The organism is Brevibacillus choshinensis (genome assembly GCF_016811915.1).
Classification (GTDB): Bacteria; Bacillota; Bacilli; order Brevibacillales; family Brevibacillaceae; genus Brevibacillus; species Brevibacillus choshinensis_A.
The window spans coordinates 3,999,692-4,017,086 of sequence record NZ_CP069127.1 but is presented as its reverse complement, the minus strand read 5'-3'; the positions used below and the strand labels follow the sequence as shown (position 1 = coordinate 4,017,086).

Genomic DNA, 17,395 nt, shown 5'->3' with positions numbered 1-17,395 from the left:
GTTTTTGTTCATTTCCGAGAAATCCCAAAACATCATCTCTTCTTTTTCAGCAGACGGTGTTTTCACGTATATCTCCCCAACTGTGAGGACACTGCTCGGGTATACGCCAGAAGAGGTCATTGGGAAGCCAGCAGTCGCTTTCAACCACCCGGACGACAATAAAAAATTACTAGAGTCTCGCAGCTCGGTAAGGATCGACCAAGACACCGTCCGATTTACCGGTCGTGTTCGGCATAAAAATGGAGGATATCGCTGGTATGAGACTACGGTGGAATTTATCCGCGATCGATCTGGAGAAATCATGCAAAAAAAACGGATGCTGCGGCATCCGTTTTTCTATGTTGGTTCGTCTGCGAGCTACAGGGAATAGATACCTGGCCCGATCAGAGCGAGACCAATCGCGATTGCAATGATTACAAACGGATATTCAATGCCACCTTTATCCGCCCAATAACCATTGGGTAAGTGAACTTTCATCGCTCCCAACATGGCGAGGACGATCATTGCTGCGCCCAGTGTGAACCAAAACCCTGTGGCATATAAAAGACCACCAACAAATTCAAGGACTCCAGCAACCACTGCCATCAAGACACCTGGTTTGATTCCGACAGATTCCATCCACCCCCCAGTTCCCTTTATTCCATGTCCACCAAACCACCCGAATAATTTTTGGCTGCCATGTCCAACAAAGGTCAACCCTAAAACAAGACGAATGATAAGAATTCCTAGGTCCTCCATAAAATGACTAGCTCCTTTCTCAGGTGCAAGCGAGTTATTTTGTTTGTAGTTATTGTCCCTAAATAGGAGGAATTAATGTGTGATAGCAATGGGGAGTTCATTTTCTGGGATGCCAGCCTTCTGTTTTTACAATTTTGATTTGTCAGCGCCCTCCTTCAATCGAGCTTCTATCTCTCCCTCCATCAGCTGATAGATTTGAACAGCCATGCTGACATCGAGAATTTGCTTTTGATTGTTCAGCGAGATCCCCAAAATTTCTTCGATTCTCTTGATTCGATAAATCAGCGTATTCATGTGGATATTCATATTCAAAGCAGTCTCTTTCATACGGAGCCTGTGATCGAGAAAAGACGTGAGGGTTTGTAAAAACTCTCTTTTTCGGCTTTTCTCGTAGCTGAAAAGGGGGCCCAGCGTTTCGAAGACGTAGTCCAACAGTTCCTCAGTCGTGTTTTGCAGCAGCAAGCGTTGGCCGCCAAGCTCGGCATAGCTCAAATAGGAATGCTCCATGCGATAGTTTTTCATGAAGCAAAGACACTTCATGGCTTCCTCGGAGGATTTGTAGACTTCCTTCAAACCAGTTTTTACCCCTCCTATTCCTATCACTGTGCGAAGCCCCCACCTCTTTCTTTGGATGGCGGACGTGAAGCGTTGGCACTGCTCAATGAGGGTGACGTGCAGGTCTTTCCGAGAATGATTGCTGGAATAAGAGAGCAAGACGACCAGATGCTCCTGTTTGGCTACGATCATACCGGGCGTAAAAGAGTGCAAAAAAGAGTCCGTAGCGATCTGAATGAGATTCCTTCGGGCCGCAACCAAGCGATGGTAATAGTCGGGAGATTCCCTGAGATCGTTTTCGAAATTGATCGTGAGCACCTGGTAGAATCGCTGGGGATCCATCTGCAAATGTCTGGCCTGATCAATGAGTCGGGTGCTGATATGTCCCGTAAACAGCTGTTCGATAAATTGGCCCTTCAGGTTTTGTTCGGTTTCAAAGACAGCTTGTTCCTTGACCAGCTCGAAAGAAATGACGGTGCTGACGTGTTCGAGTGCTGCCATGTCCACTTCGTCCAGGGGTTGATCTGTAAGCAGCGCAAGATATCCCAGCAAATGGGGCTTGGCTCCAATGGGAAATACGGTAATGCCGTTAGATGTTTTTCTTGTGCCAAAGAGCGGATTCGCAGCCACATGCGTCAGAGAAGCATGGATCGAGCGCTGCATATCCTCCAGCTTTCTCACCGTCTGATGGCCCAGGCATGAGAGAGCCGGGGAGGAGGACAGGATCTCACCCATTTGATCCATGAGGACGATCGGTTTATCCATGAGCTGGTGAACGTAATGCAGGATGTCTTGTACGCCGTCTCCGTGCAGCACCAGCTCTGCCAAATGCTTGTGGATTTCCAGGGAGCGATTCAGCAGCTGGTTCTGCTGCTTCATCTGCGTATTCATCGCTTCCAGAAGCTGAACCGATTTTTCTTTGTCCCGATACAAATTGGCTTTTTCCAAAGCGATCGCCGCTTGATGGGAGATGGCCTCCATAAGCTGTAGGTCCTCAGGCTTGAAGGAAGCATCAGAGCGGAAGCAGTCAAGCGTGATAACGCCGATGCACTCGCCGTTTGACATGATGGGGGCGCAGGCTGCGGAATAGGGGAAGATAGGGTCCGCTGCACGCAAACGCTCCTGATTGGGAGTAGACATCGTCCGGGTCGCGCGGTACACACTCTGTCGATCTGGAAAGTGCGTGCACGCTTTATTGAGAAAGGTAATGCCGGTCATGGATTCGCCAGGCTTGAGGCGAACGACCGAGAGTACGTCATTGCTGCGCAGAAAAATGCTTTTCGCCACGAGATAATCGTCTGTCGGGTCGTACAGAAACAAATACCCTTCGTCGGCTGCTTCGATTACGGAGAGCGTCTCTTTCATGATGGTATTGAATACAACGTCCAGATCGAGTGTGGAATTGATGGCGTTGGAAACTTGAATCAGCATTTGCAACTGTCCGTGACTCAGCTCACTTTTCATGGGCCCACCTTTACGAGTAGAGGATGTGAGAAGCAGGTTCAAAATGGTAGGTATACCCATCCTCTATTAGAAAAAGAAAGCGAGAATCCTCTTTTGTTTTTGGTGGAATCACACAAGTTTTGTCAGCGAAATTCATGGAAACATACGTAGAAACAAGCCGTCTCTTCGATAAAAATAAATGTATTCAGAAAATTTCGTTACGAAAGATCAGAGGGGGATGGAAATGTTACGGAAAAATCATGCGCTCCTATACCTGTTTTTGCTAGTGGCTGTACTTTTAGCGGCATGCACCCCTGAAACAGCAGGAACGGCTCCGACCACTCCGCCGCCACAGATTCAATCCGCGGGCGACAACAACGCCCCCTCCAAAGACTTGGTCATCGGTTTCGAGGCAGACGCGGCAACGATGCTGGCCAATACGGATGTGAACTACGTGACAGACGTGCAAATTCGCAACATCTACGACCCTCTCATCGATCGTGACAAGAATGGCGCTCTCATCCCGGTGCTGGCGACGGAATGGAAGAACCTCGATCCTCTCACATGGGAGTTCAAGCTGCGCCAGGGTGTGAAGTTCACGAATGGAGAGCCGTTTCATGCTGATGCGGTGAAATACAACATCGACTACATTTTGGATGAAAAGAACAACTCGTTCTATCGTTCGAGATGGAAAGACATCAAGGAAGTGAAGGTCGTCGATGAAAATACCGTGCAGATCATCACTGTCCAGCCGTTCCCTACGTTGCTGCTGAGGATCGCAGACGACCTCTTGATCATGGCACCGAAGCACACCCAAGAGGTGGGGCTGGAAAAAGCGGCGACCGATCCAGTGGGAACCGGCCCATACAAATTTGAAAAATGGACGAGAGATGAATCCTTGCAGCTGGTTGCCAATGACGAGTACTGGCAGGGAGCGCCGACGATCAAGAAGCTGACGTTCAAAATCATCCCGGAATTCAGCGCGCGTCTGTCTGCATTTCTGAGTGGAGAAATACACCTGTTTAAAAACGTCCCCGTAGACTCGGTCGAACGAGTGAAAAACAGCGACAACGGCAAGATCGAGATGGTCGGTTCGTCGAGGATCAACTATGTGGCGCTCAATACGTTCTATGATGGTCCGCTAAAAGACAAGCGGGTGCGCCAGGCTATCAACTACGCGATCGACGTGGACGAACTGCTGAAGTCGGTATTGAACGGTTACGGCACAAAAATGACGGGACCATTGTCCAAAGTGAACGCGGATTACACGGAGACCAAAGATTACGGCTATGACCCGGACAAAGCAATCGCGCTGCTCAAAGAGGCGAACATCGATCCGAAGACCTTGAAGCTGCAGCTGGACACACCGAATGGCCGATACCCGATGGACACGCACGTCGCCCAAGCGATTGCATCCCAGCTGCAAAAGATCGGGATCACCGTCACGGTGCAAGCAAACGAATGGGGTAATCACCTCGCCAAGATCCGCCAGCATGAAATGAAGGATATGTTCATTCTCGGCTGGGGCCCTGCCTTTGATGCCCAAGGCACGATCGAGAACCTGTTCACGGAAAAAGCCCCTTACAGCGGTTTCCATGATAAAGAGGTAGAGGCGATGATCCAGAAAGCGCTGCCGGTGTTTGATCCCGCAGAGCGCAAAAAAGGATTCGACGAGCTGCAGCACCGGTTGGTAGAGGAGGCTGCTTGGGTACCGCTCTGGCAGCAAGGTGACCTGTACGCGGTAGACAAAAATTTGGAGTTCACTCCCCGTGCGGATGAAAAATTCGCCGTGTTTGAAATGAAGTGGGCCAAATAGAAGGAGAAAAGACGTAGGGAGGAGGACTCTATGCTGGACTATCTCATAAAACGGACCGTGCAAGTGCTGGTCGTTCTCTTCTTGGCTCTGACGACTGTCTTTTTCTTGATCCGCCTCTCGGGAGATCCGACGGCGCTGTTTTTGCCGCCGGATGCTCCGCGCGAGCAGCTGGAGGAATTTCGCAAAGCGCTTGGTTTTGATCGACCGCTGCTCGTGCAATATACGGAATTCATGACGAATGCGGTCCAGGGTGATTTCGGGACCTCTTTACGTACGCGGGAGGACGCCTTGCAGACTGTGCTCAGTCGGATTCCGGCAACCTTTCAGCTGGCTTTTACCGCGCTGGGGCTTTCGCTCTTGATCTCGATTCCGATCGGTATCCACTCGGCGTACAAACGAAATACCTGGTTTGACCAGACGGGAGTAGCCTTCACGGTATTGGGGCAAGCCTTGCCCAGCTTTTGGCTCGGATTGCTCTTGATTTACGTGTTTGCCGTCCAGTTCAAGTGGCTTCCCACCGGGGGCGGGGGTTCGGCCGTTCATCTGATATTGCCTGCCCTGACATTGGCGGCGTACAGTGTCGCACGGTTCGCACGGTTCACCCGTTCGACGATGCTGGATGTTCTGCGAAAGGACTACATACGGACAGCCAAAGCCTCCGGCGTCCCGATGTACAAGATCCTTTCGATGTACGCCTTGAAGAACACGCTCATCCCGATCATTACACTGGTAGCTCTCGATCTGGGTGTGCTGCTCGGCGGCGCGGTCATCGTGGAGGTAGTCTTTGCCTGGCCGGGACTTGGGCGGCTCCTGATGCAGTCTCTCTTGGGGCGTGATTTTCCGGTAGTCATGGCAGGCGTGTTTTTCATCGCCTTCATCTATTCCGTGATTAATTTTGTGGTGGATGTGCTCTACGCCTACGTCAATCCACAAATCCGATTCAAGTAGGGGGGCAGCGAATGAATCAAACAACCGTTACGGGAGCTGGCATCGATCCGAGCCTTACGCGAAATCGCAGGAAAAGTCAGCTGAAAGTCAGCTTCTATTTCCGGCAGCTGAAGAAGAGTCCGTCGGGCATGGCCGGTTTCGCAATCATTCTGGCGGTGCTGTTCCTCGGGATTTTCGGTTCGTGGGTGGCGCCCTATGATCCCAATCTGGCACAGCTCAGTAAAAAGCTGCTTCCTCCGCTGTCAGACGGGCATGTTCTCGGTACCGACCAGCTGGGGAGAGACATCTTATCCAGACTCATTCACGGAACGAGTGTATCGTTACTCATCGGGTGCTGCGCGGTGGCAGTGGCTGGATTCGTGGGGACCGCGCTGGGGGTGATTGCCGGTTACTTTCGCGGATGGGTCGATCTCATCATCATGCGAATCGTGGACGTGGTACTCAGCTTTCCCTTTATTCTGCTCGTCCTCGTGATCAATGCCGTAATTGGGACGGGACTGAAAAATATCATTATTTCATTGGCGGTAGCCGGCTGGGTCGTGTATGCACGGGTCGTGCGCAGTGAGGTATTGGCTTTGCGGGAAAAGGAATTCATCCTCTCCTGCGTGGCTACCGGGGTACCTCGCTGGGAAATCATCGCTCGGCACATGATTCCCAATCTGTTTACGCCCATTATCGTGCTCTCGTCGCTGCAGATTGCAACCTACATCATCGCAGAGGCATCCATCAGCTTTCTGGGATTCGGGGTCCAGCCTCCTCAGCCTGCCTGGGGCAACATGCTGAGCGAAGGAAAGGACTACATATTCAGTGCCTGGTGGCTGATTACATTCCCAGGCATCGCCATCGTCGTGACGGCGCTGGGGGTCAATCTGTTCGGGGATTGGATGCGTGATGTTCTCGATCCCGAGCTGAAGGGCAATTGAAAGGGGGATGGGACGTGAGAGAAAAGACCCCGATTTTGGAAGTGAAGCAGCTGAAGACGTATTTCAAGACGGCAAATGGCATCGTGAAAGCGGTCGATGGAGTGGATCTAGCCGTTTATGAAGGGGAGACAGTCGGCATTGTAGGGGAGTCGGGCTGCGGAAAGAGTGTCACCTCCTTGTCCGTAATGGGATTGCTCCCGAAGCCGATGGCGTACATCGAGCAAGGATCCATTCTCTTCACAGGACGTGATTTGACCAAGCTGTCCGAACGAGAGATGCGCAAGCTGCGAGGCAACGAAATCTCCATGATTTTTCAGGAGCCGATGACTTCGCTCAATCCCGTGTTTACCATCGGACAACAGCTCAGTGAGCCGCTCAAGCAGCATACACGCCTCGGCAAAAAAGAGATTCGGCAAGCTGTCGTCGCGATGCTGCAGTCGGTTGGGATACCGGGGGCAGAGAGAATGATCGACGAGTATCCGCACCAGCTCTCTGGCGGAATGCGGCAGAGAGTGATGATCTCGCTCGCGATGCTGTGTCAACCGAAGCTGCTGATTGCCGACGAACCGACTACAGCCTTGGATGTGACCATTCAGGCGCAGATCCTGGAGCTGATGAAAGAAATCAAGGCACGGACAAACATGGCGATGATGCTGATCACGCACGATCTGGGAGTCGTAGCCGAAATGTGTGACAGGGTGACTGTCATGTACGCCGGTCAGGTAGTGGAGAGTGCAGACGTTCGCACGATTTTTAACCACCCGACTCATCCGTACACACAAGGTTTGCTCGCCTCTCTTCCTACCTCCAACGAGCGAAAAGGAAAGCTGTCATCGATCCCGGGCAGTGTACCGCGACCAGACGATGTCCCGCATGGGTGTGCCTTTGCTCCGCGTTGTCAACAGGCCGTGGACCGTTGCCGCGAAGAGCGTCCCCCATTGATAGCACTTGACAAGCAGCTGTGCCGTTGCTGGTTTCCCATCCGTACGCCTCAGGAGGTGACACATGCTACCTGAGCCTTTACTCGAAATCAAACAGCTGAAAAAATACTACGACATCAAAAAAGGATGGTTTCAGCAGCACCAGCAGGTACGTGCAGTTGATGGCGTGACGTTTACCGTGTACAAAGGCGAGACATTTGGACTGGTAGGAGAGAGTGGCTGCGGAAAATCCACCACGGGTCGGACGATTCTAAAGCTGCAGGAGCATACGTCGGGAGAGATCCATTTTGCGGGAAGAGACATCTCCAGACTCCCCTATGAAGAAATGAGGAAGCTGCGAAGAAAAATGCAAATGGTCTTCCAGGACCCATACGCTTCGTTGAATCCGAAAAAGACGATCGAGCAGATTTTGACGGAGCCGCTGCGCGTACACGGGCTGTTCACTCCCGAAGAGCGAGTCCAAAAGGCGATTGAAATCCTGGAGATCGTCGGACTCTCTGAATACCATCTTCCATCCTATCCGCACGAATTTTCGGGCGGTCAGCGGCAACGGATCGGAATCGCACGCGCCGTCATTCTGCAGCCTGAGCTGATTATCGCAGATGAGCCCGTATCGGCCCTGGATGTGTCCATTCAGTCGCAGGTGATCAATCTTCTTTTGCAGCTGCAGCGCGACTTTCACCTTACCTATATCTTCATCTCTCATGATTTGGGAGTTGTTCGCCACATCACGGATCGAGTCGGTGTGATGTACCTGGGGAAGCTGGTTGAACAGGCAAAGACGGAGGAGCTCTTTGCAAACCCCAAGCACCCGTATACGAGAGCGCTCTTGTCCGCAGTGCCTATACACCACCCGGATGAGGTAAAAGAGAGGATTGTTTTAAAGGGGGATGTCCCAAGTCCGCTCAACCCGCCAGAAGGGTGCCATTTCCATCCGCGCTGCCCAGACTGCATGCAAATCTGCAAAACGGAAAAGCCGCCTGTCGTAGAGGTGGGAGATCATGTCGTTGCTTGCCACTTGTACTCCAAATAAAAAACGCAAAGGGAAAGAGGAGATCAACATGTTACTTGCGATTTCAAAGAATGAACTCGTCGGGCGTCAAAAAAAGCTCATCGACAAGCTGCAGGCAAGTCAGCTCGATTGTGCCATTTTGTTTAGCGTCGTCGATATTTTTTATCTGACCGGCTTTCATTTTCATCCGACCGAAAGGCCAATCTGCTATTTCATCGACCCGCAGCAGAAGTCCCATCTGTTTGTTCCCGCCCTGGAGCACGAGCATGCCGAGGAGTTTGCTTGCGTCGACCACGTTCATTCTTATCCGGAATATCCGGGTCTTCGCCATCCCATGGAATATTTGAAGGATGCACTGGCAGAAGCCCAGTTTGCGGGGAAGCGAGTCGGCTTTGATGCAGATGGCTATGGCTCCTCGATGGGATACCGTGGTCAAAAGGTCAGTCAATTCCTGGAGGCAAAAGATTTCTCCTCCATCTACGGCTGGGTCGAAGAGATGCGGGTCATCAAATCGGCGGCAGAAATTGAATTGATCAAGGAGTCATGCCGTTGGGGCAATCTCGCTCATCGGCTGCTGCAAAAGTATACGAAGCCAGGGCTTAGTGAAATTGAAATTACGTCAAGGGCTTCCACCGAGGCGACGATGGCCATGATCGAGACCTTGGGACCCGATTACAAGCCGCACGGAAATACCGCCTATGCCATTTTCCGCGGTCAGATCGGCCCGATGTCCGCTTTCCCCCATGCTGTCACGCAGAACCTGGTGCTGAAAAAAGGGGACACGCTGGTGACAGGAGCGGCAGGGGAAGTGTGGGGCTATCATAGCGAGCTGGAGCGAACCATGTTTGTCCAAGAGGTAAGTTCTGAGCAGGAGAAGTACTTTCACTTTATGCTGCAGGCGCAAGACATCGCCTTTGCACATATCAAGCCGGGGAAACCGATGTCGTACGTCGAGGAAGCGGTTCAAGCCTTCTTTAAAGAAAATGAAATTCAACATCTGACCTCCCATCATACCGGTCATGCGATCGGACTCTTGGGACACGAAGCGCCATTCTTTGACCTTGGCGATCATACCATGATGCAGCCTGGGATGGTCATGACGGTGGAGCCGGGAATTTACGTGCGGGGACTTGGCGGATTCCGCCATTCCGATACCGTTGTCGTTACTGAGGACGGCATGGAGATGCTCACCTATTATCCACGGGACTTGGCCTCCATGATTTGCGTGTAAACATGGAGAGTGAAAAAACGAGAGGGTCATCGCCTCATGATCACCGAGATCAGAGGGGATGCCCTCTTTTTTCTCATGCAATTTTCCAAATCATCAAGCTGAGACGGATATTCACACTCTTTCTTGGCGATCTTTTTAATAGAGTCCGAATCGATGAGAAGAGGTGAGAAAATGAGCCATTCTCTTTTGGAAAAGCTGCGTTTGATGATGGAAGCGAATCCATTGCAAAAGAAAGTCTTGCTGACCGATCGCTTTGCTATTGGAAATCAGTGGGCGGAGCAATTGGGGCGAATGAAAGGAGGGCATGCCCTCAATCTGCACGTCCGTACTCCACAGGCATTTTTGCTGGAGCAGGCCCGTCTGGACTTGTTTGAAAAGGGACTGACCTACACGAATGAAAACGAACGCTTCTGGATCATCCATGCGCTGATGCATGAGCTGGGTGAGAAGGAGGACGCGTACCTGCCCAGCTCAAAGCTTTCGCCGGGAATCCTGCGTTCCTTTCACAAAGCCATCTTGGAGATTCGGCATGCAGGCTTGCGCTCCGAGCAAATGGTGGCCTCACACTTCGAAAATGAGCAAAAAGGCAGGTATGTGCAGCAGCTTCTGGAACGCTACGAGCACTATTTGCAGGAGCATGCTCGTGTAGACGATGCCGATTTGCCGCAATATGTTCGCCCAATACGTATTCCCTGCATGCTGATCATCGAGGATGTGGGGGAGCTTACCCCCGTCCAGCTAGCCGCTCTCAAAGCGCTGGCACCGAGCGAACTGTGCGATTTGCAGGAAAAGGGATCTGCCTATGACAGTGACATCGAGCTTCCGCAAGCGAGGATCGAGTTTTTTCACGCGCTTGGTCCCGTGGCGGAGACCCGGGAGATCTTTCGCAGGATGGCGGAGCGGGGGATTCGGTGGGACGAGGTAGAAATCATCGCTTCTGACTATCGGACCTACGCGCCCATCATACAGTCATTTACGATGAACGCCTCGATACCGTGTACGTTTGCCCAAGGCTTACCGGCGATTTTCTCAAAAGCGGGGCAAGCTGCCGTCCTGTTTCTGGACTGGCTGGAATCCGACTACCGGCTGGCTTTGATCACGCATGCCATACAGAAAGGGATCTTGTGTTTTTCAGAAGAAGAGCGAGAGAGCATACGGATTTTGGAGCGTTCAGGCATCGGATGGGGAAGGGACAGATATCCGAGGCTGGCCTCCCAGATGCATGCGACCCATCAGGAACGCGACCTGCGAGCCGCGCAGCAATGCCATCGCTTTTTCGCAGGAGTATTGGACCAATTGCCGGACGATAAAGCTCCTTGGTCGATGCGGGATCTGCTTCGTGGTTGGCTCCTGTTTTTGGAGGCGGCTCCCAATCGCACCGCCTACGATAGTCAGGTAAAGCAGCAAGTAAAGCAGTGGGAGAAGCTCCTGGCAGACATCCATCATTTCGCGGGCATGAGCCGCGCAGAGGTAATCCGCTTTGGCAGAGAAATGGTGGAGGGCCTTGCTGTGGGGGCAGAAGGTACGCCTGCTCCCGGAAAGTTGATGATCAGCTCGCTGCAGGACGGCGGGCAGAGCGGGCGCAAGGTCACCTTCCTGATCGGAATGGATGAGGACAGCTGGGCTGGGAAAGAGGGGCAGGATCCGGTCTTGCTCGATGAAGAACGCACGAAATTAAGTCCGCATTTACGCACGAGCGTTGAAAAGGGAACGCGGCGCATCGCAAAGCGAAGCAGCCGATTGCAGCAGATCAACGGGGCTTGCACGTGCAGCTTTTCCTCGTTTCGAATCTCTGACAGCAAGTCCAGTAATCCTGCCAATGAGATGCTGGTTGCGTTTCGCCGCGATCGAGACCGGCTGGGAGCAAGCATCGAGGAGATGGTAGAGCAGCTAGGTCGGCCTGTGGGGTACGTTCACTCGGCAAACCCCGTTGTGCTGGATCAGCAGGAGAGATGGATGAAGCGACTCACTTCTCCGTCCGATCAGCTCTATCAGGGGACTGAGGAGATCCTGTCTGCTTATGAAAATTTGGCTGAGGGTGAAAAAGCAGCGAGAGCGAGGGCGGACCTTCTGATTGGCGCCTACGAGGGAGTGATAACGCCATTCGAACCTACTCCTGTGACCAGCGTGAGCAAGCTGGAGATGTACGCCCGCTGCCCGATGCAATTTTTTTACCAGGAGGTTCTTCGTGTCCGGCCAAAGGAGGTCGCCGCTTTCGACCGAACGAAGTGGCTCAGCCACACGCAGCGGGGCAGCTTGCTGCACGCGATCTTTTACCGCTATGCAGCCCACACGAGACAGGAAGGCGGGACCCACGATCTGGCACGTCTCCAGACCATTACAGAAGAAGAACTCTCCCGCATGAGGAGAGAGGTGGCCGCTCCCAGCATCCACATCCTGCAGAAGGAATCCGAGGAAATCCGGAGGGATGTCGAGGTGTTTTACGCAGCAGAAAAGAAGCTGGGAAGTTCCCCCTGTTATCTGGAACTGCCCCTGCATCAGCCGGAGGAGATGTTTCAGGTAGAGCTGAGCGAAGAACTCATCCTTCCGCTTAGAGGGTACGTTGACCGTGTGGAGGAAGTGGAATCTGGCAGGTACCGGATCATCGATTACAAGACGGGTTCGCCACGCAAGTACAAAGAGTCGGAGTTCTTTTCCAAAGGAACACAATTGCAGCATGCTGTCTACGCGGCAGCCGTGGAGCAATGGCTGCAAAAAACAGGCGCAGACCCTTCGGCACAGGTAGTGGATGCCGTCTATTCTTTTCCGACGTCAAAAGGTCAGGGCCACCAGATCATTCGCACGCAAGATCGACGGAAAGAAACGGCCGCCTTGGTTTCACGGTTGATCGAGTCGATCTCGCAGGGTATCTTTCCTCCGACACGGGAGCCTGCCAACTGCACGTCGTGCGCATACGGAGTTGCTTGCCGTAAGCAGGCCGAAAACGTCAAGGAGAAGCGCGAGGCGGCAGTCAATCAACAGCGGTTGTCCCCATTATTGGAGGTAGAGGATTATGCCTAATCAGGCTGCGATAGACGATCAAATCGCACGAGAGCGCATTCTGCACGATCTGGATACGACATTGCTGGTGGAGGCTGGGGCAGGCTCAGGGAAAACGACCTCTCTCGTAGGTCGAATGCTGAATCTGGTGAGGACGGGCAAGGCAGAGATGAGACAGATCGCCGCAATTACGTTCACCAATAAAGCTGCGTCTGAGCTGCGTGGACGATTTCGCCACCGCCTGGAGCTGGAGAGGGAGCGGGCTGTACAAGATAAAGAACGGGAGCGATTGGACCGGGCCTTGCTGCAAATGAATGAGTCCATGATCGGCACCATTCATTCGTTTTGTGGCAGGCTGCTGCGGGAGCGACCGATCGAGGCAGGCGTTGACCCGGGATTTACGGAAATGGACGAGGGAACTGCGGAAGAGTGGCAAAACATTTGTTGGGATCACTACATCGAGATGCTGGGCGAATCAGGTCGACGCGCCACGTTGGAGGATCTGCTGTCATTGGGCGTCACAGTGGAGGATCTGCGTGTGGTTTACCTCCGCGTTTCCCAGTACGCGGATGTAGCGATCTACACCCAAAGAGCGGCAGAGCCCGAGTACGATCTTATTCGGCTGTCCCTGCCGGATATGCTGGCTGCCGCGAGGAACTACATCCCGACCTCGGCTCCGGAAAAAGGCTGGGACAAGCTGCAGGAGGCTGTTCTCCATGCAAGCCGCTTTCTCGAACATACGAATCTTCAAGAAGGACGGAATGTTGTCGTGCTGGCCAAAATGTTCGACCGTGCTCTCGATATCGTGCAAAACCGCTGGACGGCACCTGCGATGGCCAAAGAGCAGCGCGACCGCTTTCTCCACTGGAAGGAAACCGTGCTGACACCGTTTCTGACTGCTTGGCGGGAGTACTTGCATCCGCAGCTGATCGATTTTGTGCGTCCAGCCATTGCATTCAGCCGGCAGAAGCGGATGGAGGCAGGCATGTTGGATTTTCAGGATCTGCTGATGCGGACGGCAGAGCTCTTGCGTGGGCATGCAGACGTGCGGACTTACTTTGCGAAACGCTACACCCATTTGCTGGTGGATGAATTTCAGGATACCGATCCGATCCAGGCTGAAATGATGCTGCTTCTGACGGGAGAAGACCCTGAGCAGGATGACTGGCGCCTCCAGGTTCCACGCCCTGGATCGCTGTTCATCGTCGGTGATCCCAAGCAGTCGATTTATCGCTTCAGGCGGGCGGACATTTCCACCTACAACTTTGTCAAAGAGCGGGTGGCAGAAAAGGGTGCCGTGCTGCAGCTGACGAAAAACTTTCGCTCCATTCATGCGATCGGTGATTTTGTGAATGAGGCGTTCCGCGAGCACTTTCCCACGATAGGGGAAGGGAATGAGCATCAGGCGGCATTCGTGGAAATGGTCACGGTGCAGGAGAATCCACCAAGAAATCAAGCGCACGGAGTCTTTTCCCTAACGATTCCAAAGCAGGAGCGGGATCGAAAAGAGGACATCGTGAATGAAGATGCCGAACGGATTGCCCGATACATCGCTTGGGCTTGCCGGGGGAATCTGCTCATTCAGGAAAAAAGGGGAGATGGAATGATCCTTCGGGCAGCGGAGCCTGGTGATTTTCTCATCCTGCTCAAGCATCGCCAGTCCCTCGGACGATATGCGGAGAAGCTGGAGAAATACGGAATTTCTGCGGATACGACGGGCAGCCAGGCAGACTATCCGGAGCTTGCGGCACTGCTGGCTTTAGTCACATGCTTGAATGACCCAGGTGATCCGATTCCCTTGCTCGCTGTTTTGCGAGGCATGCTTTTCGGTCTGAGTGATGAGGCCTTGTATCATTATCGGTTGGAGGCGGGCTCTCTGAACGCAGCGCCAGTGGAGAGGGGGACGAGCTTTTCTGCGGTCGCGATGCCTGTGCACCAAGCGCTCCTGCGCATTCAGCAATTTCAGGAATGGGTCCGTTTGCTGCCTGCTGCTGCTGCTTTTACCCGGATTGTGGATGACTTGGGACTGCTCCCCTATGCAGCGACTCTGCCGACGGGCTCGCTTCGCTCCGGCACGCTCGTGAAGCTGCTGGAGATGCTCCAGCTTACACCAGCTGTTTCGGCTAGCTGGCTTGCGCTGACAAAATGTTTGCAGCGCCAGGCTGACGAGAAAGAGCTTGCGAGCTGCAGCTTGTTTGCAGGATCAGGGAAGGCGGTGCGCATCATGAATGTGCATAAGGCAAAGGGGCTTGAAGCACCCGTGGTATTCATGGCAGGTCCATGCGGTCAAAAAGAGCACAAGGCTGCCGAGCATGTCGACCGGGAAACGGACCCTGCCGTCGGGTATTTCACGATCAGCCGTCAAAAGGACCCCTATCCGGCAGAAATCATCGCAGAGCCGATCGGATGGGAGGAAAAGGCGCGAAAGGAACAGATCTTCTTACGTGCGGAAGAGGAGCGGCTCCTCTACGTCGCAACGACTCGAGCCAGACAGATGCTGGTCATCAGCCAATACCCTGCCAAACCAACGATTGACCCTTGGAGCATGCTGGAGGATCGTCTGAAGCGACAGCCGGAATTGGAAGTCCCCCACCTGGAACCGGAACAACCCATTCCGCTACGGGAAGCCCGCGAAGCCTCATCTGGCGACTTGTGGGATACCTGGAAAAGGGATGCTGCACAGCCTACATTTGCGCGGCAGCTTGTCACCCAAATGGCAAAGGGACAGTTTGTTGGGGAGCTCCCCAGGCCCACACAGGGGAGAGGAATGGCATTCGGGACTGTCGTTCACCGCGGTATCGAGGCGCTCGGAAACGGTTTGGAACCAGAAAGGTTGGAATCGTTTATCCGCATGACAGCCGAGCAGGAAGGTCTGGACGGAGGGTGGATGGAAGCATCGAGGCAGGCAGTCCTGCAGGTGGTGAGCAGCCCGCTCTGGACTCGGAGTCTTCAGGCAAAACAGACCTTTCACGAGTTCTCCCTGATCGTTTCCCGTGAAAGCACCACGGTAAAGGGCGTCATCGACTTCCTGTTCGAGGAAGAGGACGGCTGGGTGTTGGTGGACTTTAAAAACGATACATACGAACAGGAGCACGAGAAAGCTTTCATCGAGTATTACCGCCCGCAAGTCACGGCGTATGCCGAGGAGTGGGAGTGCTTGGGGTATCGGGTAAAGGAAGCCGGTCTGTACTTTGTTTCCCAGGATCGGTATGTTTCTTGGCAGGGAGGATATGCGATTGAGTGACCATGAAATAGATGAAAATGAGGACGTCTATTCCTTTCATTCCTATCACGACAGGCCTGTCGGATTCTAGACAGGTTTTTTTGTTGTCTATCGCCAGAAAATAAAAATGAGCCGGTTGTTCAAATGACAATTGACATGTTTATAGACAAAAGTTTAAATTATCTATACATAAACAAATGGAATTCGTTTTCGTTAGTTAAAAGAGAGGAGCACATTCTTTTGTTGCACAATCGCTACGTCCGCACCATCATTTTGTCCCGCACGTTATTGCAGCTCGGTGTCTGGATCCGAAATTTTGCCATTCTTTTGTACGTGACGGATTTAACCAACAACGATCCTTTGTACGTGTCACTCATTTCTGTCGTCGAGTACGCACCAATTTTCTTGTTCGCCATTATCGGAGGGACATTCGCCGATCGTTGGAGGCCGAGGCGCACGATGATCAGCTGCGACCTACTATCAGGTCTTTCGCTTTTCGCTGTTTTGATCGCGCTTGTGTACGGCTCCTGGCACGCACTTCTGGTGTCGACTCTGTTTTCCGCGATCATGTCCCAGTTCTCTCAGCCCTCGTCCATGAAGCTGTTCAAGCAGCATGTGGCACCTGAGCAGCTCCAAGGCGTCATGGCGATGTTTCAATCCATGATGGCCGTCTTCATGGTCATCGGTCCGGTGGTGGGTACGTACATCTATCAGCAGTACGGAATTGAGATCTCGATTGCATTGACAGGCTTCCTGTTCTTTGCCTCCGCATTGGTACTGGTGTTGCTTCCACGGGATGCCCACGCGGAGGGGGCATCAACCAAGAAAACGAATTTCAAGCAGGAGCTGATGGAAGGGCTGCGCTATGTCTGGGACAATCGCGTACTGCGAACGCTTGGCGGTACATTTGCCGCAGCTGGATTGGCAGTAGGACTTATCCAGCCGCTCATTCTCTTCGTGACCATTGAAAATCTGGCCATGGGAAAAGAGTTTTTGCGTTGGCTGCTCATGGCCAATGGAGCGGCCATGCTCGTCGGTGGAGGTCTCATCATGAGTGCAGCGAAAAAGGTGAAGCCGCAGACCTTGCTCGCAGTAGGGCTTCTCGTGAGCATGGTATCTACGATCGGGATCGGGTGGTCGCATTCTGTAGTGCTGACACTGATCCTCGAGGCGCTCAGCGGTTTGTTTTACCCATGTATTCATGTGGGGATCAATACGATGATCATGCAAAATACCGAAGTTGATTTTGTAGGGCGTGTCGGCGGAGCGCTCTCTCCGATCTTTATGGGGATGATGGTCGTAGGAATGTCGACGGCGGGGATTGCATCGGATGTCCTTTCACTGTCTATCGTTTTTTCGGGAAGCGGCGCTCTGTTCCTGGTGGGGGCACTGTTGCTCCTGCCATTGATCCAAAAAAGCGGAACAGCGAGGGTAAGCGAAACGCCAGCAAAATAAATGCACGCCAGCAATAAACAAGAAGAAGCTCTCTACGCTTTCAGTAGAGAGCTTCTTGCTATTTATTCGTAATCCCTATTTCCTGCCCCTTATTTTTGCTCGGATGCCAC

12 protein-coding genes are annotated in these 17,395 nt (G+C 52.9%); 10 read left to right on the top strand and 2 right to left on the bottom strand.

All coding sequences use genetic code 11. The features are described 5' to 3' along the window. The first annotated feature begins 4 nt into the window (after positions 1–4). A complete protein-coding gene (locus tag JNE38_RS20210) occupies positions 5–370 on the top strand; it encodes a PAS domain-containing protein (RefSeq protein ID WP_203352962.1) in 366 nt (121 codons plus the stop codon). Here JNE38_RS20210 and JNE38_RS20205 read toward each other — a convergent pair. Both JNE38_RS20205 and JNE38_RS20200 read right to left on the bottom strand, forming a co-directional pair. After that, the gene (locus tag JNE38_RS20205; protein ID WP_203352961.1) at positions 358–738 is read right to left on the bottom strand and encodes a DoxX family protein; all 381 of its coding nucleotides are present in this window, start codon (positions 736–738) and stop codon (positions 358–360) included. The genes JNE38_RS20210 and JNE38_RS20205 overlap by 13 nt on opposite strands. A gap of 126 nt (positions 739–864) precedes the next feature. Next, positions 865–2,757, bottom strand: coding sequence for a helix-turn-helix domain-containing protein (locus JNE38_RS20200; protein WP_203352960.1), 1,893 nt, complete (start codon positions 2,755–2,757; stop codon positions 865–867). 223 nt (positions 2,758–2,980) lie between these two features. Here JNE38_RS20200 and JNE38_RS20195 point away from each other — a divergent pair, with 223 nt between their 5' ends. The 9 genes from JNE38_RS20195 (at position 2,981) to JNE38_RS20155 (ending at position 17,285) form a co-directional block, all read left to right on the top strand. After that, positions 2,981–4,552, top strand: a complete 1,572-nt coding sequence (locus JNE38_RS20195) for an ABC transporter substrate-binding protein (RefSeq protein ID WP_203352959.1) — start codon at positions 2,981–2,983, stop codon at positions 4,550–4,552. Between the two features lie 30 nt (positions 4,553–4,582). Beyond that, positions 4,583–5,500 (top strand): ABC transporter permease, encoded by a 918-nt coding sequence (locus tag JNE38_RS20190; protein WP_203352958.1) that lies wholly within the window; start codon positions 4,583–4,585, stop codon positions 5,498–5,500. Between the two features lie 11 nt (positions 5,501–5,511). Next, a complete protein-coding gene (locus tag JNE38_RS20185) occupies positions 5,512–6,423 on the top strand; it encodes an ABC transporter permease (protein ID WP_203352957.1) in 912 nt (303 codons plus the stop codon). Between the two features lie 14 nt (positions 6,424–6,437). Continuing rightward, positions 6,438–7,439 (top strand): ABC transporter ATP-binding protein, encoded by a 1,002-nt coding sequence (locus tag JNE38_RS20180; RefSeq protein WP_203352956.1) that lies wholly within the window; start codon positions 6,438–6,440, stop codon positions 7,437–7,439. Continuing rightward, positions 7,429–8,397: an ABC transporter ATP-binding protein gene (locus JNE38_RS20175; RefSeq protein WP_203352955.1), complete on the top strand. Its 969-nt coding sequence runs from the start codon at positions 7,429–7,431 to the stop codon at positions 8,395–8,397. The genes JNE38_RS20180 and JNE38_RS20175 overlap by 11 nt, the downstream gene beginning before the upstream one ends. A 28-nt stretch (positions 8,398–8,425) precedes the next feature. Further along, the gene (locus JNE38_RS20170; RefSeq protein WP_203352954.1) at positions 8,426–9,607 is read left to right on the top strand and encodes a M24 family metallopeptidase; all 1,182 of its coding nucleotides are present in this window, start codon (positions 8,426–8,428) and stop codon (positions 9,605–9,607) included. Positions 9,608–9,778: 171 nt separating this feature from the next. Next, complete coding sequence (locus tag JNE38_RS20165) at positions 9,779–12,628, top strand: PD-(D/E)XK nuclease family protein (RefSeq protein WP_203352953.1); 2,850 nt, start codon at positions 9,779–9,781, stop codon at positions 12,626–12,628. Beyond that, positions 12,621–15,851, top strand: coding sequence for a UvrD-helicase domain-containing protein (locus JNE38_RS20160; protein WP_203352952.1), 3,231 nt, complete (start codon positions 12,621–12,623; stop codon positions 15,849–15,851). Before JNE38_RS20165 ends, JNE38_RS20160 begins: the two co-directional genes overlap by 8 nt. A gap of 219 nt (positions 15,852–16,070) precedes the next feature. Beyond that, a complete protein-coding gene (locus tag JNE38_RS20155; RefSeq protein WP_203352951.1) occupies positions 16,071–17,285 on the top strand; it encodes an MFS transporter in 1,215 nt (404 codons plus the stop codon). The last annotated feature ends 110 nt before the right edge of the window (positions 17,286–17,395 follow it).